This is a genomic window from Mesotoga sp. UBA5847, assembly GCF_002432735.1.
Classification (GTDB): Bacteria; Thermotogota; Thermotogae; order Petrotogales; family Kosmotogaceae; genus Mesotoga.
On sequence record NZ_DJGL01000014.1, the window covers coordinates 164,386 to 187,036 of the forward strand.

Annotated in this window: 23 protein-coding genes; 6 read left to right on the forward strand and 17 right to left on the reverse strand. The window is 44.7% G+C overall.

Features of this window, described 5'->3' with window-relative positions; genetic code table 11:
* Positions 1–4: 4 nt before the first annotated feature.
* Genes B3K91_RS02165 through B3K91_RS02195 form a run of 7 tightly spaced genes read right to left on the reverse strand, consistent with a single transcriptional unit; the run spans position 5 to position 6,872 of the window.
* Positions 5–700: a 2-phosphosulfolactate phosphatase gene (locus B3K91_RS02165; protein WP_214060465.1), complete on the reverse strand. Its 696-nt coding sequence runs from the start codon at positions 698–700 to the stop codon at positions 5–7.
* A 5-nt stretch (positions 701–705) separates the two neighbouring features.
* Positions 706–1,317 carry a histidine phosphatase family protein gene (locus B3K91_RS02170; RefSeq protein ID WP_292587933.1) on the reverse strand — a complete coding sequence of 204 codons (612 nt, stop codon included), beginning with the start codon at positions 1,315–1,317 and terminating at the stop codon, positions 706–708.
* 15 nt (positions 1,318–1,332) lie between these two features.
* The gene (locus B3K91_RS02175) at positions 1,333–4,032 is read right to left on the reverse strand and encodes a DNA polymerase III subunit alpha (RefSeq protein WP_292592655.1); all 2,700 of its coding nucleotides are present in this window, start codon (positions 4,030–4,032) and stop codon (positions 1,333–1,335) included.
* Positions 4,029–4,964 carry an RluA family pseudouridine synthase gene (locus B3K91_RS02180; RefSeq protein WP_292592657.1) on the reverse strand — a complete coding sequence of 312 codons (936 nt, stop codon included), beginning with the start codon at positions 4,962–4,964 and terminating at the stop codon, positions 4,029–4,031. Before B3K91_RS02180 ends, B3K91_RS02175 begins: the two co-directional genes overlap by 4 nt.
* Positions 4,933–5,409 carry a signal peptidase II gene (lspA, locus tag B3K91_RS02185; RefSeq protein WP_214059754.1) on the reverse strand — a complete coding sequence of 159 codons (477 nt, stop codon included), beginning with the start codon at positions 5,407–5,409 and terminating at the stop codon, positions 4,933–4,935. Before lspA ends, B3K91_RS02180 begins: the two co-directional genes overlap by 32 nt.
* A 40-nt stretch (positions 5,410–5,449) precedes the next feature.
* The gene (locus tag B3K91_RS02190) at positions 5,450–6,208 is read right to left on the reverse strand and encodes a YebC/PmpR family DNA-binding transcriptional regulator (protein WP_292592660.1); all 759 of its coding nucleotides are present in this window, start codon (positions 6,206–6,208) and stop codon (positions 5,450–5,452) included.
* Positions 6,192–6,872, reverse strand: a complete 681-nt coding sequence (locus B3K91_RS02195) for a TIGR03936 family radical SAM-associated protein (protein WP_214078131.1) — start codon at positions 6,870–6,872, stop codon at positions 6,192–6,194. Before B3K91_RS02195 ends, B3K91_RS02190 begins: the two co-directional genes overlap by 17 nt.
* A 121-nt stretch (positions 6,873–6,993) precedes the next feature.
* Between B3K91_RS02195 and B3K91_RS02200 the strand changes: the two genes are divergently transcribed.
* From B3K91_RS02200 to lgt, 3 genes are all read left to right on the forward strand, one after another.
* The gene (locus B3K91_RS02200) at positions 6,994–7,467 is read left to right on the forward strand and encodes a metallophosphoesterase (RefSeq protein WP_292592662.1); all 474 of its coding nucleotides are present in this window, start codon (positions 6,994–6,996) and stop codon (positions 7,465–7,467) included.
* A 102-nt stretch (positions 7,468–7,569) separates the two neighbouring features.
* The gene (gene tig / locus B3K91_RS02205) at positions 7,570–8,871 is read left to right on the forward strand and encodes a trigger factor (protein WP_292592665.1); all 1,302 of its coding nucleotides are present in this window, start codon (positions 7,570–7,572) and stop codon (positions 8,869–8,871) included.
* A 74-nt stretch (positions 8,872–8,945) separates the two neighbouring features.
* The gene (lgt, locus tag B3K91_RS02210) at positions 8,946–9,833 is read left to right on the forward strand and encodes a prolipoprotein diacylglyceryl transferase (protein ID WP_292592667.1); all 888 of its coding nucleotides are present in this window, start codon (positions 8,946–8,948) and stop codon (positions 9,831–9,833) included.
* On the opposite strand, the gene rdgB is transcribed toward lgt, so the two are convergent.
* The 8 genes from rdgB to B3K91_RS02250 form a co-directional block, all read right to left on the reverse strand.
* Positions 9,787–10,374: an RdgB/HAM1 family non-canonical purine NTP pyrophosphatase gene (rdgB, locus tag B3K91_RS02215; RefSeq protein ID WP_214078128.1), complete on the reverse strand. Its 588-nt coding sequence runs from the start codon at positions 10,372–10,374 to the stop codon at positions 9,787–9,789. The two genes, lgt and rdgB, sit on opposite strands and share 47 nt — an antisense overlap.
* A complete protein-coding gene (gene rpe, locus B3K91_RS02220) occupies positions 10,371–11,018 on the reverse strand; it encodes a ribulose-phosphate 3-epimerase (protein WP_214059748.1) in 648 nt (215 codons plus the stop codon). Before rpe ends, rdgB begins: the two co-directional genes overlap by 4 nt.
* A complete protein-coding gene (gene rsgA / locus B3K91_RS02225; RefSeq protein ID WP_292592670.1) occupies positions 11,011–11,913 on the reverse strand; it encodes a ribosome small subunit-dependent GTPase A in 903 nt (300 codons plus the stop codon). Before rsgA ends, rpe begins: the two co-directional genes overlap by 8 nt.
* A 3-nt stretch (positions 11,914–11,916) precedes the next feature.
* Complete coding sequence (gene rlmN, locus B3K91_RS02230; RefSeq protein ID WP_214078127.1) at positions 11,917–12,933, reverse strand: 23S rRNA (adenine(2503)-C(2))-methyltransferase RlmN; 1,017 nt, start codon at positions 12,931–12,933, stop codon at positions 11,917–11,919.
* Positions 12,930–13,934, reverse strand: coding sequence for a transcription antitermination factor NusB (locus tag B3K91_RS02235; protein ID WP_292593916.1), 1,005 nt, complete (start codon positions 13,932–13,934; stop codon positions 12,930–12,932). Before B3K91_RS02235 ends, rlmN begins: the two co-directional genes overlap by 4 nt.
* Entirely contained in the window at positions 13,934–14,611 is a 678-nt protein-coding gene (locus tag B3K91_RS02240; protein ID WP_214059745.1) for a zinc metallopeptidase, read from the reverse strand. Before B3K91_RS02240 ends, B3K91_RS02235 begins: the two co-directional genes overlap by 1 nt.
* Positions 14,612–14,894: 283 nt before the next feature.
* Positions 14,895–15,881 carry a threonine synthase gene (thrC, locus tag B3K91_RS02245; RefSeq protein ID WP_292592675.1) on the reverse strand — a complete coding sequence of 329 codons (987 nt, stop codon included), beginning with the start codon at positions 15,879–15,881 and terminating at the stop codon, positions 14,895–14,897.
* 205 nt (positions 15,882–16,086) lie between these two features.
* Positions 16,087–16,890, reverse strand: a complete 804-nt coding sequence (locus tag B3K91_RS02250; RefSeq protein WP_292592677.1) for a class I SAM-dependent methyltransferase — start codon at positions 16,888–16,890, stop codon at positions 16,087–16,089.
* 178 nt (positions 16,891–17,068) lie between these two features.
* On the opposite strand from B3K91_RS02250, the gene B3K91_RS02255 reads away from it, so the two are divergent.
* Positions 17,069–17,845, forward strand: coding sequence for a hypothetical protein (locus tag B3K91_RS02255; protein WP_292593918.1), 777 nt, complete (start codon positions 17,069–17,071; stop codon positions 17,843–17,845).
* 171 nt (positions 17,846–18,016) lie between these two features.
* On the opposite strand, the gene B3K91_RS02260 is transcribed toward B3K91_RS02255, so the two are convergent.
* A complete protein-coding gene (locus tag B3K91_RS02260; RefSeq protein WP_214060839.1) occupies positions 18,017–18,172 on the reverse strand; it encodes a DUF3850 domain-containing protein in 156 nt (51 codons plus the stop codon).
* Between the two features lie 50 nt (positions 18,173–18,222).
* On the opposite strand from B3K91_RS02260, the gene B3K91_RS02265 reads away from it, so the two are divergent.
* Together B3K91_RS02265 and B3K91_RS02270 are read left to right on the forward strand one after the other, a co-directional pair.
* Positions 18,223–19,053 carry a class I SAM-dependent methyltransferase gene (locus B3K91_RS02265; RefSeq protein ID WP_292592681.1) on the forward strand — a complete coding sequence of 277 codons (831 nt, stop codon included), beginning with the start codon at positions 18,223–18,225 and terminating at the stop codon, positions 19,051–19,053.
* A gap of 3 nt (positions 19,054–19,056) precedes the next feature.
* The gene (locus B3K91_RS02270) at positions 19,057–19,695 is read left to right on the forward strand and encodes a hypothetical protein (RefSeq protein WP_292592683.1); all 639 of its coding nucleotides are present in this window, start codon (positions 19,057–19,059) and stop codon (positions 19,693–19,695) included.
* Positions 19,696–19,837: 142 nt separating this feature from the next.
* Here B3K91_RS02270 and B3K91_RS02275 read toward each other — a convergent pair whose 3' ends face one another.
* Positions 19,838–22,180: an ATP-binding cassette domain-containing protein gene (locus B3K91_RS02275; protein WP_214060837.1), complete on the reverse strand. Its 2,343-nt coding sequence runs from the start codon at positions 22,178–22,180 to the stop codon at positions 19,838–19,840.
* Between the last annotated feature and the right edge of the window lie 471 nt (positions 22,181–22,651).

The window sequence follows — 22,651 nt, forward strand, 5'->3', positions numbered from 1 at the left end:
TAAACTACCCCCGTACGAACCCACCGTCCCGCCACAACGGGAGAAGATTGTACATGTTGATTCTAGCACAAAAGCTTATATCATCACCAAACCCTAGAGAGAGAAGTCTTCTCGCGTGAAAGCCATTCTTAATGAAAAAGCTCTCCAAATCACTCTTGGCCGATTCATACAGGAGCGAAGCTAACGAGCAACCATCATCGGTACAACCCATTCCCAATCCGGATACAATTGCACCCGCAAGCAAGACATCCTCAAGTGAAACTCTTCCACTAGAGCCGGCGCACTGGAGCTCAATCCTGCCGCCTTCACTCTCAAGAAACCCGTTTATACTTTCAAGATTCAAAAAGGAGGCAGCAACAAGCCTTCCCGCACGTTTCGACAAAAGTGCAGCGTTTGTCCCATTCGTTGTCGTCATAACCAACTCTTTTCCAAAGATCATCTTCTTGCAGAGAGCAACTGGGGAGTTTGCCAGATCGAATCCCTCTATCTGCATCGATCCTCTCTCTCCTCCAAGAAGCACCTCGCGATTCCGCTTTCTGCACTCCAAAGCCTCCTCGACCGATTCCACAGGAATCACCTTTTTTGCGCCAAGATGAAGCGCCGTCGTGATAGTACTGGTCGCCCGCAAGACATCAATTACAACTGCGATATCGGTTTGTTCGTCAAGGACACGGGGAACGAAGTTCACTCTCAAATTCATAATACCTACTCTTCTTCCAGATGACGCCAGAGATTCAGTTCATGAACCCTTGTTTCCCCACTCTCAACAATGATCGAAGACACTGAACAGTTGTGCATTGAGAGTCTATAATGGTTCTCCAGAGGCAGGCCCATTGAGTAGCAGATGACAGTCCTTATAAGCAAAGCATGAGAGACGGCAACTACCTGTTTTCCCGCGAAAGCGGTTGATGCGAACTTAAGAAAGCTCACCGCTCTTCTCTGTACTTCGCCAAGGGACTCTGTTTTTGCAATGTTAGCCCACGGATCCTTTCGCCAATGTTCAATTAGATTGCCGTGACTTCTGAAAGCCTCGCTAATTTCCAGGCCATTCCACAAACCAACATCGGCTTCGCGGAGGACCGGATTGACGATTGGCTTGATCCTGAGAATTTGACCAATAATCTCTGCCGTCTCTCTTGCTCTCTTCAAGTCACTGGCATAGAGCGCCGCTGGTCTTAGACCGATCTTCCTGAGAAACTCTCCAGTCTGTATAGCCTGGTTCCTGCCCCTTTCTGAAAGTGGAATATCCGATCTTCCCTGCCAGCGATTGCTGTTATTCCACTCAGTTTCTCCGTGCCTGACGAAATAGATCTCCATTATCTCCTCCATGTACTACTTCCAGATTATCTCATCTGAGTCAATTTCCGAAGGCTTTGCATTGCGGACCACTGTCTGAGAATCTTTAGATTTGATTATGACTTTTTCGCAATCGGAGCCTGCAGCAAGAAACCTCCTATCAATTTGACCGTGGAAAACTCTGTTCACCTCTGTAACGCGCTCTTTCATTTCCATTGGTCTCCCGCTCTTGAACAGCGCATAACCCTGAAGAGGGGCTTGCCCGGCTATCTCCACAAAGGACCTCCCATCAGTTACAAAGCTTCTGCCGAGGTAGTCTATCCTTTTGAACGCAGCGATTCCCGTTCTCAAACGTGCAAGAGCCGTTGTTAGTTCGAAATCAGTCGGTCTTCGGGAAATGTCCGGCGGCTGTATCTCCGTCAAATTGAAACCAAGAACTTCAACTTCCATCATCGCTCTATCAATATCTGTATCGCTCTCCCTTGCTTCTTGTTCATCTTCCTTGTACCCGAACACCGAACGAATCGATTTCAGTTCTGGATTAACTCCGGCCAGTGCATCATTCATTCTCTTCAACAACTCGTTTCTTGGACCAAAGCGATCGAGGTAGCCACTCTTTATCAGTTTTTCCAGGTCCCTCGCCTGACAACGAGACCTATTGTTTCTGACAAAAGTGAAAAAGGAATTCTCGTCTGGAACCGGTTTTAAGTAGTCGATATTTAGCAGTCTGGGAATCGAAACTGTCACATAATCTCGACTTTGCACTGATCTATCTTCTGTACGTAATGAAAATCCCCTGTCTCTTATCTCAGCAGCAATGCGTGTGAGGGAGTTTCTGGGTAATTCAACTAAGATAAGCGGATAGAAGACTTCGGGGTGATTCGCTTTGAAGTATGCCAACCAATAAGAGATCATTGCATAACTTAGACTGTGAGACTTGTTGAATGCATATCCAGCGAAGTCCATAAGGAAGGACAGCAGTTTCTCTCTTCTTTCAGGAGTGAGTTTGCTGTACCCTGGTGAAGCCCTGAACAAGCTATTCACAACCTCTTTGTCTTTCTTGGAAAGAGCTCTTCTCAAAAGCTCTCCATCGTCTGCTTCAAGAGAAAGCAAACTGGAAGCGATTTTGAGAACCTGTTCCTGATAAACTAGAAGACCACCGGTCTCCGCAAGCACTGGAACCTTTCTTTTAATTCTTTCCAGATCAGAGGGATTTCTGGATAGTCTGAGGAAGCGTTCCGTGACTCCCGATTTGATTGGCCCAGGTCTATTGAGGGCGATCGATATCGACAAGTCTTTCAACGAGATAGGTTTGACTGATCTAACAACCTTCGTGGCGTACGGGGCCTCGAGCTGAAACACGCCGGCAGTGTAGCCTTTTTCCAGTATTTCGTACGTTCTAGCATCGTTCGTAGGAGAATGCCAGGGCTCCTTGCCCTTCGCCATCTTCTTAAGAAGCGAAAGGTTCCTGAGTCCCAGAAGATCGATCTTCTGCAAACCCATGATGCTGAGAGAATTCATATCCCATAGAGAGACAGGAAGATCACCGCTTGAATCGAGTGGAATCAATCCGGAAATAGGGTAATCAGACAGAATTAGGCCCGCTGCATGAATTGAAAAACCTGAGTACAGACCTACAATGCTTCTTGACATATCAAAGAGCTGTTTCATGTCAACATCCCCTTCAAACGCGTAGGGAAATCTTTGCCCTTCTTTGCTCCACTCGATTAGCCTCGATATTCTTTGACCATCAATACCGAGCTTTCTGCCAATTTCCCGAGCCGCCCCCTTGAATCCGTAAGTAGATGCCGTCCTAATGAGGCATAGATGATCGCTTCCAAAGTGGTCTTTCAAACTCCTTAGAAGTGCTTGCCTCGATTCATCATCAACGTCAAGATCAATATCTGGTGGATCTTCGCGCTTCAAACTCAAGAACCTTTCAAAAAAGAGTTCTTCTTCAACGGGATCAATACGTGTTATCCCAAGCAGATAACTTACAAGTGAACCAACGGCCGATCCCCTTCCAGGGCCAATCCAACAACCACCGGTCTTTGCTATCTCAACGATCTTTGAGACAGTCATGAAATAATCTTGAATTCCCTTTGCCAGAATCACCGAAAGTTCCCTTTCAAGTCTTATAGCGTAACTAGCACCAAGTTTCTTTGATCCGATTATTTTCTCGAGCAACGCGGAGAAATCCTCAGGCTTTGATCTAACCGGAAAAACGTGATTCAGCTTCCGTATAGCAAACTCCTGAGGTAATTCAGAAAGGAGTTTGCCAAGGTCTTTCTCCATATCCAGATAGCGTCTTTCATCCGGCAAAGAGTAGTCGGACGTTTCGAGGACATCCCCCAAGGATGTGTATGTTCTGAACCTTTCGCTATTTTGATCAAGATAACGGCACTCCCAGATTGGGTTCTTTGACGAGGGATCCAGATTGCGAGGTTTTCCCAAAACATGCACCAAGTCATCGGATTCGATAATCTCGCTTTTCATAAGTTCTCTGAACCCTGTTTCGCTTCTGGCAATCCAATAATCATTTCCTTTGTGTAAACCCGGTACAGTTACTATACCTGCTCGGGAAAGCGCTGTATGCCATTTCACAAAAGACGACAATGAAGAGTCGACTATGACACATCTTTCATATCCGTTTTTTTTCAACTCAGCAATCGTCTCGCCCAGCTCGAGGATAGAACCGAATAACTCGTACTTTGTGACTAGAAAAGCAGTCTTCATGCCTTCTTCTCCACCAATTCGCTTAGATTAACTATTGCTTCCTTCATGTCTTCAGGAAGTGTTGCCAAGAAAGTCATTCTTCTCCCGGAACGAGGGTGTAAGACGGTTAGTCTTAGTGCATGGAGCATCTGCCTTCTCACTCCAAATATCTCGTCATCTCTTGCCTTTCCGTAGACTGCATCACCCAGAAGAGGGAAGCCCTTTTCTTTCATATGAACTCTTATTTGATGAGTTCTGCCAGTTTTTGGACTCACAAGAACTAAAGAGGCAAGTTCAGAAAAGTTCCTTAGTGTCCGAAAATTCGTAAGAGATTCCTTACCGTTGCAATTTATTGACATCTTAAGTCTGTTTACGGGATGACGTGCAATGGAGTAATCTATCTTGCCAGATGCGGGTGTCTTACCCTTAACGAGAGCAAGATAATCTTTTGAGGTCAGCCTGTTCTTGAACTGTGAGGAGAGGGAGACATGAGCAAGATCATTCTTTGCAACGATTATTACGCCGCTAGTGTCTTTGTCAAGCCTGTGAACTATCCCGGGTCTTGTTACACCACCAATACCTTGAAGATCTCCGCAATGATAAAGCAAAGCGTTTACAAGTGTGCCGGTTTGCTTTCTTGGAAGAGGGTGAACAATAATACCTGGCTTTTTATTGACAACGATTATGTCTCTATCTTCGAATATTATGTCTAGAGGGATATCTTCTGGTTCTACTGATAGTATTTGGGGCTTGTCCGGCAGTTCGAAAGTTATTATTTCTCCGGACTTCACCTTGTACGCCGGCTTTCTAGCTCTTCCGTCAACAAAAACTTTAGACTCTATAATCTGCCGCTGCACAAAAGTACGTGAAATCCACGGAGGGGCTTTCTCAACTACTATCTTGTCAAGCCTCCAGCCGTCTTCACGCCTGGAGACTGTTATCTCTTGAAGCACTTTTCTCCCTTCGGTATACTGAAAGAGTTAGCAATGCTGCACCGAACACTATACACATGTCTGCGAAGTTGAAGATCGCGGGGAACCCTCTCAGCTCGAAGAAGTCAACTACATGGCCGAGTCTCAGTCTGTCCATCAGGTTATTTCCGAGCGCACCTCCAGCAATCAGACCAATGAAGAAGGACTCCCATTTTGACAACTTCGATGAGTTTGCATTAGAAAGGATCACAATCGTTACGACAATTGCAACAGCAATAAGAGCCAGAAGCCAAGGTTCTTGGTTCTTGAATAGACCGAACGCAACACCCGTATTTCTGACATATCTCAAGCCGAAGAAGTCGCCGACCAAATCTATTCGCTGAAAATACGTCATTTCATTCTCAACAAAGTACTTACTTACCTGATCAAGAATCAGAGCTAGCGTAATTCCTAGAAGAGAAAGCAATTGTTATCACTCCAAGTGTCTCCTAAACGGGCAGTTCATATCAGCCCATCTGATCGGCAAGCGCCTCCATTTCGGCTTCATCAATATCCGAGTTGTCATAAACCTCCTGAACATCATCGTTGTCCTCAAGAATGTCAAGGAGCTTAAAAAGCTTACTCGCTTCTGAACCCTCAACCTTCAGACTATTGCTTGGTATATAGCTCATCTCGTAAGAAAGAGAATACCCGTTTTCTTCGAGCGCCGTTTTGACATCAGATACCGAATCAGGAAAGGTTATAATCTCTATTGGATCGGTGTCGTCTTTTATGTCCTCGGCTCCTGCCTCGATTGCAAGAAGCTGGAACTCATCAAGGTCGGAAATCTGCTCTTTAGAGACAGTAATGATTCCCTTTCTTTCAAACATCCAACTAACCGCGCCACTCTCTGCCATAGAGCCACCGTACTTCGAAAGGGTATGCCTGATCTCTTGAGCGGTCCTATTCTTGTTATCAGTAAGACATCTTATAAGAAGTGCTACCCCTCCAGGAGCATACCCTTCATAAAGAGCTTCGGAGAACGTTTGCCCCTCAAGTTCTCCGGCGCCTTTCTTGATTGCCTTCTCCATTGTGTCTTTAGGCATATTCGCGCCTCTAGCCCTTTCTATAGCAGCCCTCAGAGAAGTGTTCGTATTAGGATCTGATCCTCCTTCCCTTGCCGCAACCATTAGTTCTCTGATGATTTTCGTGAAAACCTTGGATCTCTTGGCATCCTGAGCGCCTTTCCTGTGCTTGATATTCGCCCACTTATTGTGACCAGACATTTCGAATCCCTCCTATTTCATCCAGAATATCTGAAGTTCGCTTCCCTTTTACGAGAGCTTCCTCCACAAAAACAAACACCCCTTCGTAAGAAGCGGTACCATCTTTCGAAAAAATCTTGAGTATTTCCTCCGCTGAAACCATTGAGTCTATTGGCTGGGAATATTTTACCATATAGACGGTTCTCAAGGGAGTCACTGTGAGGTCCTTAAATACATCTCCTGCTCTGAATTCTTTGTAACCTCCCTTAGTCTTCTTAGAAACTTTGAGCTCGCTGTCATATGAATCTGGAATATAGCGCTCTTTCGGAAGTGTAAGCGATAATCTGTAGGAATCAATCAGATTATCTATTCTTGTGTAATTCGAAGGAATATACCATGCTTTCTGAGCCTTTAAAGTGAAACAAGAGGAAAAGTTTAGGGCTTTCACTGGGTCAGAGACTTCTGTCTCTGTCTCGAGGAAAACATAATGCGCAAAACTTGCCACACCTGTTGGAACTGCCTGAGAGTAACCTATTTTGACCCGAGGGTGGAATCCCTGAGTGTAAGTAACGGGCAATTTCGATCTTCTGATTGTCCTTTCTATTGCCGTAACCGTCTCCTGATGCGAAAGAAATCTTAGAAGACCTCCACAGCAGAAGCGAATTACCAATCTCTTCTTAATCAATCAAACCTCCGAAGGCACATGATGCATATCAGACCCTTTGTCCCATGGGCCCTGTGCAGTTATAATTGTATTCGATTAACCTTAAGTTTTCAACGATACAAGATGCCAAGAGGTGTGGGGAATGGCATGGATGATAATGTCGGATTCTCATGACAACATTACAAGAATTTCCGAGGCTGTACGCGTGGCAATAGACCGCGAGGTAGATGTTCTTATTCACTGCGGAGATCTTATTTCGCCGTTTGCTGCAGAAGAGCTGTTGAGGTTCAGCGGGGAGCTTCACGTAGTAGTTGGAAATAACGACGGAGAGTTGATTGGCTTAAAAAGGGTGCTTGGTGATTCATTAGTGAAGGGCCCCAATGAAACCGAGATCCAGGGTTATCGCGTGGTTGTGATGCATGAACCTTTTGGGCTTAAAGATACTGTTAGAGCAGATTTCTTGCTTTACGGGCATACTCATAATCTTGACATAAGACTTGATTCCAAACCAGTTATAATCAATCCTGGGGAATGCTGCGGCTACCTCACAGGAAGACCAACAGTGGTAATAATCGAACCGGAAAGCCTGAAGTATGAGCTAATAGAACTCCAGTAATCACAGCCTTTAATATAACATCACTTTAACCCCGAACAGCAGGCAGATACGTATAATTGGACAGCAAAAACACAGGTTGCGACTGAATGGAGGTAATTACCGGTGGAAAAGAATTTCGTTAAGAAGGAAAAGAATGTTGAGACATTTCTCTTTTCCTTTGATTCAGAAGAAGTAAGGCAGGCAGAGAAGGATGTAGCCAAATATGTGAACCAACAATATTCAATACCAGGATTCAGAAAGGGAAAGGTACCGCTGAACATAGTGAGGAACTTTTTGGCAGAGAGCTTTGAAGAAATGGTCCTCGAAGTCCTTTCAGACAAGATTGAAGATGCGATCAAGGATGAGAATCTTCTTATACCTGCAGTGATAAACGATCAAAAGATGGAGGGAGAGGGAGCAACCATCGAAGTCATGCTTCACAGAGATCCGGAGATCAAGATTCTCGATTATGCAAACCTCGAGCTGAAAATACCAAAGAAAGACGAAGTTGTTCTAAATTATGTGAACAACAGACTGGAAGAACTTAGGAATGAGCACGCAATTGTAGAACCTAAGGAAGGCCCAGTCGAGAATGGAGACATAATCAAAATCGAGTATACTATTGAAAAAGACGGAAAGAAGATAGCTGACAAGAAGGTCCAGGAGCTGAATATCACCCCAGAAGACGATAGACCTATAGTGAAAAATGTGATCGGAAAGAAAAAGGAAGAATCGGTGGAGTTTACGAGAACATTTGAAGACTCTGATAACGAGTACTTCTATTCTGTAAGAATTTTGGAAGTGCTTAAGAAGAACCCTCTGGATCTAGATGACGAATTTGCGAAGACAGTGAATGCTGAAGCAAACTCTCTTGAGGAACTCAGAGAAATCGTTGAAAAGGAGGGAATGGAGTCTTTCATCAATTGGCAGAAAGACTTCCTCAGGCAACAGGCAATGGATAAGATCAACGACCTCGTAGAGATAGAGATCTCAGATTCGACACTTGATTATTTCGTTCAGAGAACAATAGAGAATTCGAAAAAGGATAAGAGTTATGAGAACTACTTGAATCAAGCCGGAAGCGAAGATAAGCTTGTCGAAAACTTCAGAAAGGGTGTATTCGATGAGATAAAGAAGACGAGGTTCATTCATGAGATAGCATCCAAAGAAGGGTTTGAGGCAGAAGAAGAGGAAATTGAAGCCATTGCTGAAGAGATGGCTCCTTATTGGGGGATTTCTGCCGACAGAGCAAGAGAAATGGTGAGCACTCGTGAAGACGTTAGAAGTGATATCGTTTCCACGATCATCAGAAACAAGGTTCTGGATGCTGTTGTAGAAAAGGCTTCTATTAGTGAAATGGAACCCCAATCTGAAGAAGAGCAACAGGAGGCCGTTGATTTGCACGAGGACTCCTCTCAAGATTAGCATGCTCAAGTTTTTCTTAAGTGAAATACGTCCTGAAGTCAAAGCCTTTCGAAAACTGGAAACAGGGGGTTTACATGAAGAAGAAAGTAGTTCTGATATCGGTAGCTGTTGTTTCCGTAGTTGCGTTGTTTTTTCTTTTGAAAGCGGTATTCAGCGGGGAGTTAATACTTAATCCAGTAATAGTCGAGAATCTCGGCCCCTTTTCAATCAGATGGTACGGAGTGATGATCGCGGCAGGGATCATCGTTGCTTACCTTATAGGAAGACACCAGGGTCTCAAAGAAGGAATAGAGGAAGACTACATGATAGAAGCAGTCTTTATCGGGATTATTTTCGGAGTTTTGGGCGCAAGAGTCTACTACGTGGCGTTCAATTTCGATCTCTACAGGGGCGACTTCTGGAGTATCTTGAGAACATGGGATGGTGGTCTTGCCATCCACGGAGCTTTCTTTGCAGCTCTGATTGTGGTTTTTTTGTATGTCACTTTAAGAAAAAAGGCTAAGCTATCCTTTCTGCAGGCGACGGATATCTTCACTGCCGTTTTGCCACTGGCTCAGGCTATCGGACGTTGGGGAAACTTCTTCAATTATGAAGCTTACGGCGCACCTACCGAGCTCCCATGGAAGATGTTTGTTCCGTTAAGATACCGGATGCCAGGGTATTCTGGAGATGAGTTTTTCCATCCGACTTTTCTTTACGAGAGCCTCGCAAATGTCGCCATCTTTTCCTTTCTTTATTGGTATCTTGGTAAGAGGAAGAACTACGGTGAAGTCACTGCGCTGTACATGATCTTTTATTCTATCGTTAGATTCTTTATTGAAGGACTGAGACTCGACAGCCTTTACATAGGTCAAACAGACATAAGAACGGCCAAGGTAGTTTCAGTTGCTTTGCTGTTTGCTGGAGTCATTCTGCTCATTGTCTCTCGTTATAAAGGGAGACCAGTGAAAACAGCTTCCTAAATGCATCGGATCTGTGTGAAAGTTCATTTTTGACTGAATCGCCTAGGATACCAAATGTTTCGGAGAAACCAGAAGGGATAAATATCGGATCGTAGCCAAAACCATCTTCTCCCGAAATCTCTAGGGCAATGGAACCTTCAACCTTGCCTTCTACACCAAGCAACATCTCTCTTGAAGGATCATAGAAGAGGGCTGCACAGATGAATCTGGCAGTCCTTTCTTCTTTGCCTTTCATTCGGTTCAGAATTGCCTCCATCTTTCGTGGATAATCTCTACCCTCCATGAATCTGGCTGAGCTAATCCCGGGAAAGCCTCCCAAAGAATCAATTACTAGGCCCGAATCATCTGCAAGCAAAGGGACACCCAATTCCTTGTATGCTTCGATCTTCTTAAGAGAATTACCCATGAAGGTCTCCGCATTCTCTATAACCTCTCTAACCGTTACAATAGTTGCAATAGAATCAATCACGATATTCTCCGGCGAAAGTAACCGCACCTCCCTAAGCTTGTTCTCATTTGAAGTCACAAGATACAGCTTCACCGTCTAATCTCCCTAATCCTTTCTACAACAATCGATGGATCTTTCGCTCTAAATACGGCTGCCCCCATAACAAGAATGTCCGCTCCCAGATCAACCAAATCCTTCGCGTTTCCCAGACTCACGCCCCCATCTACTGCAATAACGAATGAGAAACCTTTTTCAGAACGAATTCGGTCGAGAGCTCCGATCTTTGCGGCAGCTTCGGGAATGAATTTCTGGCCTGTATAGCCCGGGTTGACTGTCATAACCAGAATACCATCCACAAAGGGAAACACTTCTTCGAGCGAAGAAACAGGCGTTGAAGGGTTCAGCACAACGAATGCGTTAGCCCCATTCTCCCTTATCTCTCCAAGCAGTCTGTGAAGATGATAGTTTCCCTCGACATGTACGTGGAGGTTTTTGGCACCGAGTAATGCGTAATCCTTAACATACTTTGAGGGCTCCTCTATCATCAAATGTACATCCAATGGAGGATGATCAAGTCTTCCAAGTGCCTCCATAATAGGCACTCCGAAAGTAATATTGGGGACAAACATTCCATCCATAACATCTATGTGAAGAAAATCTGCTTCGCGTACTTTTTTTACTTCGCAGGCCAGATTTGTAAGATCTGCAGCTAGAATAGAGGGAGATATCTTAGCCATGTTTTCTTCCTCCCTTCTCTCTTTCTCTTTCCTTCAGTTCATTATACATATTCAGGTAACTGTTGTAGCGACTCTTATGAATACTCCCAGCTTCGACCAGCTCCTTGACATAACAACCGGGCTCATCAATATGATTGCAATCGGAAAATGCGCACATTTCATTTTCCTGAGTAATCTCCAAGAAATAGCTCTTTAGGTTTTCCGGAGTTATCTCGGGCATTTCAAGATTAGCAAAACCCGGAGTGTCAGCAATCAGTCCTCCAAATTCGAATTGAAGCAGTTCAACATACGATGTTGTGTGTCTCCCTCTCTCAAGACCTCGAGATATTTCTGACACCCTCAACTTTAGACCGGGATTCAACGTGTTAAGCAAACTGCTCTTACCAACGCCAGACATTCCCGCCATAACGCTTACCTTACCCTTCAGAATCTCTCGTAACCTATCAATGTTGATCTGCTCTTTTGAAGAGACGTGGCAGATATCGTAGTATTCTCCATAGATTTCACAGAAACTCTCTATTTCGTCTCCGTGCAGCAGATCGACTTTGTTTACAACTATTACTACCGGAAGTTTTGCGAACTCTGCCAGAACTAGAAAACGGTCAGTAACTGTATTCTGAACAGCCGGTTCCTTCAACGATAGTACAAGAAGTATCTGCTCAATATTGGAGATTCGCGGTCTTAATAGTTCAGTCTCTCTGGGAAGAATGTTCTCTATTCGACCCTGACCGTTGCCGCTCAATGTATACTCAACCCTATCTCCTACAATAGGTCTTATCCCCTGCATTCTAAAACGCCCAGGCATGGTGCAAACAAGTCTTCCTCCTGTTTCGCTATCGACTACTTCCATATTTCTGCTTCCGAATCTAACGACTACTCCTTTTCTTCTATCCAAGCCCTACCTCCTTCTTTGCCTGAGCTGACCGCAAGCTGCATCGATATCATTTCCCTTTTCATGCCTCAGGGCACTTTCAAACCCTGCTTTTCTTAGAGTTTCAACAAAAGAAACTACTACATTTTCTGAAGGTTTGTCGTAGATCTTATTGACGGGATTCACCGGAATTATGTTTATGAATGACTTCAACCCTCGTAGATATTCCACAAGGCGCTGCGCCTCTTCTTTGGAATCATTCACTCCCTTTATCATTGCATATTCAACGGTTATCCTGTTACCGGTGATGTGCTGATAGTATTCTAGAGCCTCTCTAAGAGTTGATAACGGGTACTTCCTGTTAACAGGCATCAACTTGCTCCTTAGTTCGTCTCTTGCACTATGAAGCGATACTGACAGTCTAACATCCATTTTCGAATCGGCCAACTTCCTTATCGATTCTGGAATACCGGATGTTGATATAGTGAATCGCCGCGTTCCAAGGTCTCTCCCTACGGGGTCGTGGAGAATGCTTATCGCTTTAAATACATTGTCCTCATTCAGAAAAGGCTCTCCCATACCCATGAAAACTATGTTGTCAACAGGTTTATCACTGATCTTTTCCATGAATACAACCTGGCCGACAATTTCGCCTGCGGACAGGTCTCGAGCGAAACCTCCGGCTCCCGTAGCACAGAAGGAGCAGTTCAGCGCACAACCAACCTGTGAAGAGATGCAGAACGTAGTATGAGTTGGATGCCTCAGAAGCACTGATTCGATGTGATTGCGATCTTCCAGCTTCCACAAGAACTTCTCAGTGCCATCACCGGCCACCTGTCTTTCCTCCATTTCCATAACCGGAAAGGGAAGAAGCCCGAAGAGTCTTTCCCGAAGACTAATGGGAAGATTTGTCATCTCCGAATAGTCCACCGCCTTCTTCCTGTAAATCCAGTCAAAGATCTGCTTTGCTCGAAATGTTGCTTCTTCTAAGGAAAGCATTTCCTCTCTTAGTTCGTCCAAACTAAAAGAAAGTACGTCCTTCACTTCTTCCTCCTAAGTCTTGCCACATAACACACAAGGGGAGCTTTCCATGGCTGCAACCAGTACCCTCTTCCATCGAATCTGGCAACTATATTCCTTTCCGAGAAGAAGTGGCCCATTTTGCTTGATTCGAATTCACCGAGAACCCCAATAGCCATATCATTTTCTTCTCTGGTGATCGCCTGACTATAGTAGATGAAATCGTTATGTTCTTTTGAGAAGCTCTTCAGAAGAGTCTTGGCCTTATGGGACGCAATATCAAGCGAGTCCCGAGTCAACGTATGAAGAAGCCACGGCATTGCGTTGATTCTGCCGGTTAGGCTGCCACTGTGCTTGACCACAGGAACTCCCACTTCTGTAAGTATATACTCGACCTCATCCAGAGTCTCTAGGTTCTCAATTGAGCTTCCCTTCTGAAAGACAGTGCAAAGCTCAGAATACTCACTCTTGTCAAAGATGAAACCCTTCTCTATCAGCTCATCCTCTTTGCCTGAAGCCAGGACTGTTTGAGTCGGAGGTGTCTGATTGTACTCGAGAAGCTCCTCGACATCGTCTATCCATTCTACTTCTCTCCAGTATTCTACTAGCCACTCAGGATGGGAGTAAAAAACATTCAGCGGCTGATTATTCGAATAGCCGGTATCGGAAATCTTTCTCAAAACTGCGTTGACAAGGTCCCTGAACTCCCTTACTCCCACCAAATTCACAGAAGAATTTACAGCAGCATATTCAGGTACGGTATCCAGAAACATGATTTGAAATATACCAATCCTCAAGGCGTTCCTTACTGCCACAGGAAGTTTGCTGGGTTTTCTCAGAAACCGCGAGAGCTCGTAGTCTATTCGAATCCTCTTTCTAAGAACTCCGTAGATCAGGTTCACACAAAAGGACCTATCACTCGAAGAAAGGGTGGAGAGTGCCATCTCCACCTTCTTAAAAGAAATATACCCGTTAGTATCAAAAAAGGATAGTGTCTGGAGGGCTATGGAACGTGCCCCCTGCATTAATCTCTTCCTGATCCAGATAGGATAAGCATTCTCAACAACTGAAAAATAGCAGTGGCCGCAGAAGCCACATACGTCATTGCAGCAGCTCCCAGAACAGAACTCACGCCTTTAAGCTCATTCGAAGGCATCCCCATGGACGAAAGCAGCTTCTTTGCTCTTGAACTTGCGTTGAACTCCACCGGCAACGTAACCAGTGTAAAGAACACGAACGCAGAGAATACAACTATCCCAATTCTTATCAGGATCTGAGAAACCATGAGGAGACCTATGATGAAAATTATCCAGGAAAGAGAAGAACCTAACTGGGCAACAGGAACAACAGCATTTCGGACAACAAGAGGTGCATACTTTTCTTTGTCCTGAATTGCATGGCCTATTTCGTGCGCAACCACACCCAGCGCAGCTATCGATGTGCTGTTGTGGGTAGTATCAGACAGACGCACCACCTTTTTCCTCGGATCAAAGTGATCGGTAAGATTGCCTCTGATTCTCTCTATCTTGACGTCATGTAGACCGGCGTTGTCCAATAGCTGCCTAGCAAGCTGAGTGCCGTTGAATCCAAAGCTCGACTTGATCTTCGAATACTGTGAAAAGCGAGAACTGACGGTGAACTGGGCGTAAGCTGCCAGGATGATTGCAGGAATAAGTATGATGAATGTTGGATCCCAAAACAACTCAACCACCTCCTTACTCAATTATATAACCAGTGTATCGGGTGGTCAACGTAACACAATCTCTACCTGGATTCATAATTGACTCGCAAGCCGCAGCTCTGAAGAGTGACAGTGATCTTGATGCTTCTTAACCTGAGACGTGAATGAAGATCTTCACTCGAACTTCCAGTTCAAGCTTCTTTGGCGAATCGAGAAAACTCAGTAGAATCTCAGTTGCTTCAAGGAGCTGAAAGAAAAGCAGGCTCACGTTCAACTAAGACACTCACCAAGGAAGTACGCAGAGTTATCGATCAGTCTTCAGGCCATGACCGGAGAAGACTGAAACAATCAAATCGTGAGAACTACTAGACGTGACATACTTCTTAAGGCCTGCAATCGTTGCTGCCGCAGTTGGTTCAATAAAGAACCCACGTCCTGCCATTTCGATTCCCGCCTCAACAATCTCGTCTTCAGCAACACCAATAAATGTTCCATTGCTTCTGGTAACGGCCTTTAGTATTTGCGCTCCCCTAACTGGCCTTTCAATTGCGATTCCTTCAGCAATGGTCTTCTCGATCTTCAGGGGCAACGGCAGATCAGACTTCTTATTGAACGCTTGCAAAAGAGGAGAGCAATTCTTCGATTGAACCGCAATGATTTTTGGAACTCTGTTGACTACGCCTTCAGAACGCAATTCGTCAAATCCTATAGCCACTCCGAGGAGAAGTGTCCCATTGCCCACGGGAACGACTACTGCATCTGGACTCTTCCAACCAAGCTGCTCGCATACTTCGAAGGCAAATGTCTTTGTTCCGTGAAGAAAGAATGGATTGTATACATGGCTAGCATAGAACTCCATACTTGCAGTTTCGAGAATCTCCCTCGCCACATCATCTCTAGACCCCTTGACCAACTTCACTCTCGAATTGTAGGCCGCGATCTGGTTCAACTTGCTCTGAGATGTGCTATCGGGGACGAATATCTCACAACGCATACCAGCTCTGGACGCATAAGCAGCGATTGAGCAACCAGCATTACCCGACGAATCTTCGACTACCGATTTCACTGAATGTTCGCGCGCATAGCTTATAAGAACACTTGCTCCCCTATCCTTGAATGAGCCCGTCGGAAACAGTGTGTCATTCTTGATAAAAACGCTTCTTCCTCCAATTACCTCTTCGACTAACGCAGTGCACCCTTCCGACATAGAGACAATAGAGCAATCAAACTCGACTGGTAAAGCTTCACGATAGCGCCACATATTGTGAGAGCGTTTCTCAATCTCATGCACTGGAAACCGAGCTCTAAAATCCAGATCGAATGTCCCTCCGCATGAGCACCTGAATTGCCTCGTATCTGCAGGATACCTCCGGCCGCACTTAGAACAGAGAAAGTGACTCATTTTCCGCCGCTCATAGCAGACGAAAAGAAACATGAACCAACAGCTACGACCAGAGTATTAATCGCCGTCTTCCTCACAACAATACCTCCATCTGTTAACTGCTTCTTTCTCTGCCATCGAAGCTTGTTGAAAATATCGTTGGAAGATCGAAGTCTCTCTTCGCTACTTTGATACCCCAAATCTGAGTATAAGCCTTTCTTCCCATCACAAGTCCTTTGTTCATGTCCGCTTCAAGTTTCTTCATTCCCTCTCTGAAACCTCTTTCGGATAACAATCTCAATGCCGAATAGGCCTTGCTTCTGTATTGGTCATAGTGCTGCTTCTTGAACTCAAAGGTGGTCTTCACTTTTGTAGTATAGATGCCTTCGAATCCAGCCTTCTTCATAGCCGACATTATAGCTGAGTTTCCAGGATATCTTTCCCTGTCTATCTCCAATGTCTCAGGGAAATACTGAGTCAAAGTTCTCTCTCCTATGTCCTGGCATGAATCAGTTACCGTGAGAACACTTCCATCGATTTGCATTACTCTGTAGCTCTCCATGAAGAGGTTTTCAAGATCGGAAATGTAGTGGACAAGATTTATGTTAAAAACAAAATCAAACTGAGAATCCTCGTAAGGAAAAGCTTTATTGGCATCAGCTACTTTCAGATCGACGGTGTGATTCTTCTTTTCGGCCTCGGAAATCATTGATGGACTAATATCGAATCCAAAACCATCCGCATAGAGTAGTTCTGATAGGACGCTCACGTAATCAGCAGTCCCACATCCGGCTTCCAGTATTCTGTCGGCGTAGTGCACTCTGTTGAAAATGTGCTCCACCAACTTCTCGTTGGGATATCTGTGCTGAGAGTATATTGTGGCAAACTCATTGAAGTCAAAGCCCTTTCTCGAATTCATATAACCTCACCTCTTGAATAGTCTAACAAATGAGTTTGACAAAGCAGCGCGAATATCCGCAGTCTGTTTCACTTGTAAACTGCTATGTTAAATTATATCGATAGTGAACCGGCAAGTTTGTGTATATTTGTGTATAAGTGTATAATGTGAACAAAATGACAATTTGCGGAGGCCTTTGATGACTCTAAAGAACGTCCTTAGAATTCTTGGAGCATACGCGTGGAGTTTTGGGGAGACTCTAATCGACAAACCAACTTTAAACAAGTCCATGCTGTCAACCAACATAAAGTTCTATAACACACTTAAATGGATCAATATACTTTCCTCGTTTCTACTTTTCGTACCGGTATTTGGATCTCTTGGCAATTTCCATCTACCTCATATGCTAGGTTACCTCATCATGGCGTTTTTGGGCTACTCTACCTGGATATTCCAGGGTATTACAGGAGTTCCGATTTACGAGGAGACGCGGTTTCTCATATTGATGCACCTCACTCTTCATAGTTTCTTTGGCTTGTGGCGTGAATTCTACAACAAATTCTCCCTTTTCGACGATTTCCTTCACATTTTCGGTGGATTCTGGGGGGCTTTTTTTCTTTTTCCGTTTATTTTCGGCTCGGCGATCGCCTGGTCGAACCTTCCCCAAAAGGCAGTTAGGTGGAAGGTCTGGCTCTCCGGAATATCAATTGTGAATATGATAGGTGTATTTTGGGAAATAGGTGAGTTCATTTCCGACAAGATCTTTGGCGGTTATCCCGGTTACCGTATGGCTCAGGAAAATAGTCTCGACGACACAATGCTTGATCTCATATATAACAATATCGGCGCAACGATCGGAATACTGGTCTTCTGGTGGTACCTAAAAAGGTCGAAGGACATAAACACATTCGTGAAGGATATGGGAAAGAAGCTTGGAGAGTTTTTCAGGGAAGAGAGTACGATTCTAGGTCCCTAAGACAAGCTCAATTTCGATAGCAAGAACACCAAATCTCCGTTCGTCGTTATCTGAAAATATAGATCTGATTCTCTTCGGTAAGCTATCAACACCCTCGCCTGGTCTTTCAACGTCATACGAATCAAACAATTTTTCAAAAGTCGCAAATGATCTTACCCCCAAGACCTGCACTTACAAAGTCTCTCCGCTACTGATTTTTGTAAAGACAATTACATCTCCGGCCGAAATCTTCTTTCTCTTATCATCGTTGAGTCTCACTTCAAAAGTCTTCCTGCTGGTCCTAATGAGTTCAAATGGTTCTTCGAGAAGTTTCATGGGGATCTTCACAGATCGCACTTCCTCTTATGGGTCAACAAACTTCTGAATCCCAGGTAAGTATGTATTATACTATAGTTAATTGCTCATTTGCCGTAATTCTTCTTGTGAGGTGCGCCGGTTTGAGGGATTCATGGGAATACTATAACGAAATTGCAGGTAGATATGATTGTTTGTACGAAGAACCCTACTGGAGGCTTTTCCACGCCACTGTTGAAAGACTTCTGGCCGACCACGTAGAGACCTTGGGAGAGGTACTTGATATCGGTACTGGAACAGGAAGATGGGCATTGTATCTTGCAAAAGAAGGCCATAGAGTAACAGGAGTGGATCTCGCCGAAGAGATGTTGAAGGTCGCGTCCATGAAGGCCGAGATAGCCGAACTCAACGTGAGGTTTCTCAGGTCGAACGCAGATAACCTTCCATTTGAAGGGGAGAGTTTTGACTACGTTCTTGCAATGGGCGATCTTCTTTCTTATGTCAAAGACTCGACGAAAGTACTCAAAGAAGCGTGCAGGGTACTTAAGAAAGATGGGGTACTTATAGCTACCGTTGATAATGCTTGGGCCTTCTTGCAGGATTTCCTCTCAAGGGGAGAGTATTCAATGGCCAAAGCTCTCATTGAAGGTGGAGAGATCCCCATAGGAGATAGTTCACTCAGCAGAAAGGTCTTTGTGACCAGACCTTTCTTTCCGGGCGAAGTAGAATTTCGTCTGAGCGAGAATGGGTTCGATCTAATTGACACAGCATCGGTAGTTGCCTTCTATCCGTATGATGAGAGGGCACTGGCCTCAAGAATAAGCGCGGCGGTAGACTGGGAATACAAATACTGCGGAAACCGCGAGACTTTTGCCCGTTCCGAGCATCTCTTCTTTTGCGGGAGAAAGAGGTGAAGAATGGCAAAGAGACGAAGGACTTCCCCTGCGCTCGCTATCGGTCTTTTCCTGATAATGGCTGCGATAATCGGTTTCATATTCTCGCTAATTGCTATCAACAAAGTTGGACAGATGGAAGCCGAGCTTACTCAAATGCGCAAGCAGTATGATCAGGAGTTGCTGTCAATAGAAGATGATTTCAAGGCAAAGCTCGCAAGTGTTGAAAGACTTCTTGGATCGGGAGGGACACTGGAGCAGTATATAGTTGCAAAGAACTTTCTCTCGAACACAACGGTAGATCTGGAAGCCATAATCACAGAGGCTCAGAAAGCGAGCGATAGACCGTATTTCAGGGTTTTCGTAACGGGCACCAAAGATATCTGGGTTGGAATAAAAAAAGCTTCTACTGACTCTGGGTATTTCTTTCAGAAGAATTTCAAACCCGGCCTTTCTCAAGAGAAGTTCTACTACTTCAAGAATCCAGAGGTAGAGACCAAGTACACAATCATGGTCGGAAAAGACGCCTACCTAAGGACAGGTGCACCGGAATCAGTCTATCTCATTTTTTTCGGATTTGATTCGGGCAAGCTTGTTAGGATGCCCTCAGTCGAGATCACAAATCTTTCAAAGGACCTGAATCTGTATATACCCGGATCATGATCATTCAACTCTCGTTCAAGCCATTCTGAAGGAAGTCTTAGGCGAAGTGAAACAGCAAACGTTTTCCACGAAGAGCCCTTGAAACCACTCCAAACAAATGGAGAAGACCATCCGCAAATGACTAAGACTCAACCGCAGAGTCCTATTCAGTACGCAAAGCTTCCACAGGATCTTTGCTGGCAGCTATCCTTGAGGGTATCAACCCTCCAATAACTGTCAGCAGAATGGTTGCTCCACTGAGCCCCAAAAAATGAATCAGATCGGGGCAAGCCACATTGGCAAGACCCGTTAAACTTTCGATTACCGAATTCATCGCCGGCACCAGCAATGAGCCGATAGCTACTCCAATCACGCCCGAAAATGACCCTATAACGAAATTCTCTGCGTTGAATACAGCACCGATGTCCTTCTTCCTTGCTCCAAGTGCCCTGAGAATGCCTATCTCCTTTGTTCTCTCTGTCACAGAGATGAACGTTATGATTCCGACCATTATTAACGAGACTACCAGTGAAATCGCAGCAAACGAAAGGAGTACTAGTGTCGAGGCGTTCAACACACCGTCCAGCAATCTTGAAATTGTTGATGCGAGATCAATATAGACAGCTCTTTCATTTTCCACTTTGCCTTCGTTCCAGGCATCAAGATGCTGGAGAATCTTTTCCTTGGATTTGAAGTCCTTCGGATAAAGTACCACGGAAACCGGTGTCTCAAATGCTCCGAGCTTCTGAAGAGTATTCCTCTTTGTCACAGGCAATGAAATCCCCCCGACAAGACGGGCCGTGATATCGGGCGGGATAACCGAAAGAACGTTGAAGAGATCTGAAGCGAATTGCTCTCCAGTGAAAACATTGATGTAGAGATCCTTCTGAGTTCGTACTATTTCAGACTGCCGTGCATTCTCAATAAACATCTGAGCCAGTCGATCGGAATAAGTAATTCCTTCATCAAGAACCGAGAACTCAATGTGCTTCTTTGGCCTAATAATTCCTACAATCCTTAAAGTGATTCCATAGTCACCGTAGTACAGTTCAATCAGATCGCTCAAAGACGTCTTGGGAGAAAAACGCATTCCATTCCTCACGTAGAAGTCATCGTTGTAGATTGCCTTAATCTCGAGTCCAAGAATATCTCCAAAATCGATTCTCTCTCTTTCATAGTCAATTCCTATGGCCTGAAGGACCTCCTTAGACAACCTGTTGTTTCGGCCTACTATTAGCAGCAGATCAGTTGGCTCTACTGGAAGTGAGCCGGCTACCAGATCGAAATTGCTTTCCAGATACCCAGGGGTGTCGGGATCCCGGTTCTCCGGATATGCGGTGAAGTTCACCTGTGTTTGATCTACCGTCTTCGCCATATCTCCGAATCTCGCAACCAGATTCATGTTAACGTGCCGCGTGTAAGTGAACCCCGAAAGAAGCTTTGGATCTATGCTCTCAACGTAGTTCAAATACTCTTCGGACAGATCGTTGTTGTGAATCAAGATCTCATCGCTCGGATCATACGGATAGACGAACCGACCGTCATACTCTAGCAATTGGGGCTTCTGGGACTCAATGTCAATAGTTGTCTGACTAATCATTATTGGAAACGTAGATAGAGTCTGAGCTTCAAAACCCGATAGCTGTTTTCCAAAACCGCTTGAAAGCGAAAGAACAAGAAAAATTCCGATAATGCCAATGCTTGAAGCTAGAACCGTGAGTCCCGTTCGCCACTTTTTAGTGAGAATATTGGTTGCGGAAAGCTTGAGAGCAGTCGAGAAACCCATACTCGTCTTCTTAAGTTTGAGTTCTGACTTGGGATCATCTTCCGAGCATGGTCTTGTGTCTGAAACAATTCGACCATCCTGAAGCGCGATGATTCTGTCAGCAAAATCCTCTGCAATCTTTTCGTTATGAGTAACCATGATTACCAACTTGTCACTGGCTACTTCCTTTATTAGCCTAATCGTCCGTTCGCCAGTCAGAGAATCTAGAGATCCAGTAGGTTCGTCGGCCAGGATGATCTCAGGGTCGTTTGCCAGAGCCCTTGCAATAGCCACTCTCTGCATCTGCCCATTCGAGAGCTGACTTGGCTTCTTGTGAACCTGATCGTTCAAGCCTACTCTTTCAAGCAAACCGAGAGCCCTCTTCTTTCGCTCTGAAGACGACACTCCACCGAGAGTCATAGCCAACTCAACATTGTCAAGGATGGAAAGGTGAGGAATCAAGCCAAAACTCTGAAAAATGAACCCAACGCTTTTGTTTCTATATGAATCAAGTTCCCAATCCTTGAACTCCTTGGTTGATCTGCCTTCTACAACCAGATCACCCGAGTCACATCTATCTAAACCTCCAATAATATTCAGTAATGTAGTTTTGCCTGAACCGCTGGGACCGAGTATGGCAACGAACTCACTTTTTGGGAAACAAACTGAGACTTCACTCAGTGCTTCTTGTTTGAGTTCACCGGTTTCGTAGATTTTTGATACTTCCTTCAGCTGAAGCATTGAGAATCACCCTCTCAAAATGGAATCAACAGGCTATAGACCCATTATATTACTCATTAACCCAATCCAAGAAACTCTTTACCAAAGACCTGAAATTCTCGCTACCGGCTCCAGATATCTTCTTTTTTGCGAACCAAACTCCACCTTTGATGCATAAGCGAGAGCCGCTTCTAGGTCGCTTCCATACTGGTTTTTCCCACTGCAAACGAGAAGTCATCACAATCCGATAATGAGGCTGTTCTTTACTACCTCTAGATAGAAAGAGTCGTGTGGCATGAAATCTATCTTTGATGAGAGGCGAAAGATGAGAATACTCGCTTTGCTTATGTACGCAACAGCAGTTGTTTGCACAACTCTCGCTTTTTCGGGAAGTTTTGAGACGGCAAGAACCGAAGAAATCGACGGTGTTATCAGAGTATCTGATGGATTAGTCATGATCGGTCTTTCCAAGAAATACGATGAGCCATATAT

Coding starts and splice junctions, on each gene's coding strand:
- B3K91_RS02165 (WP_214060465.1), bottom strand. CDS start 700: ATGAATTTGAGAGTGAACTTCGTTCCCCGTGTCCTTGACGAACAAACC.
- B3K91_RS02170 (WP_292587933.1), bottom strand. CDS start 1,317: ATGGAGATCTATTTCGTCAGGCACGGAGAAACTGAGTGGAATAACAGC.
- B3K91_RS02175 (WP_292592655.1), bottom strand. CDS start 4,032: ATGAAGACTGCTTTTCTAGTCACAAAGTACGAGTTATTCGGTTCTATC.
- B3K91_RS02190 (WP_292592660.1), bottom strand. CDS start 6,208: ATGTCTGGTCACAATAAGTGGGCGAATATCAAGCACAGGAAAGGCGCT.
- B3K91_RS02200 (WP_292592662.1), top strand. CDS start 6,994: ATGGCATGGATGATAATGTCGGATTCTCATGACAACATTACAAGAATT.
- lgt (WP_292592667.1), top strand. CDS start 8,946: ATGAAGAAGAAAGTAGTTCTGATATCGGTAGCTGTTGTTTCCGTAGTT.
- rpe (WP_214059748.1), bottom strand. CDS start 11,018: ATGGCTAAGATATCTCCCTCTATTCTAGCTGCAGATCTTACAAATCTG.
- B3K91_RS02235 (WP_292593916.1), bottom strand. CDS start 13,934: ATGCAGGGGGCACGTTCCATAGCCCTCCAGACACTATCCTTTTTTGAT.
- B3K91_RS02250 (WP_292592677.1), bottom strand. CDS start 16,890: ATGAATTCGAGAAAGGGCTTTGACTTCAATGAGTTTGCCACAATATAC.
- B3K91_RS02255 (WP_292593918.1), top strand. CDS start 17,069: ATGACTCTAAAGAACGTCCTTAGAATTCTTGGAGCATACGCGTGGAGT.
- B3K91_RS02265 (WP_292592681.1), top strand. CDS start 18,223: ATGTATTATACTATAGTTAATTGCTCATTTGCCGTAATTCTTCTTGTG.
- B3K91_RS02270 (WP_292592683.1), top strand. CDS start 19,057: ATGGCAAAGAGACGAAGGACTTCCCCTGCGCTCGCTATCGGTCTTTTC.
- B3K91_RS02275 (WP_214060837.1), bottom strand. CDS start 22,180: ATGCTTCAGCTGAAGGAAGTATCAAAAATCTACGAAACCGGTGAACTC.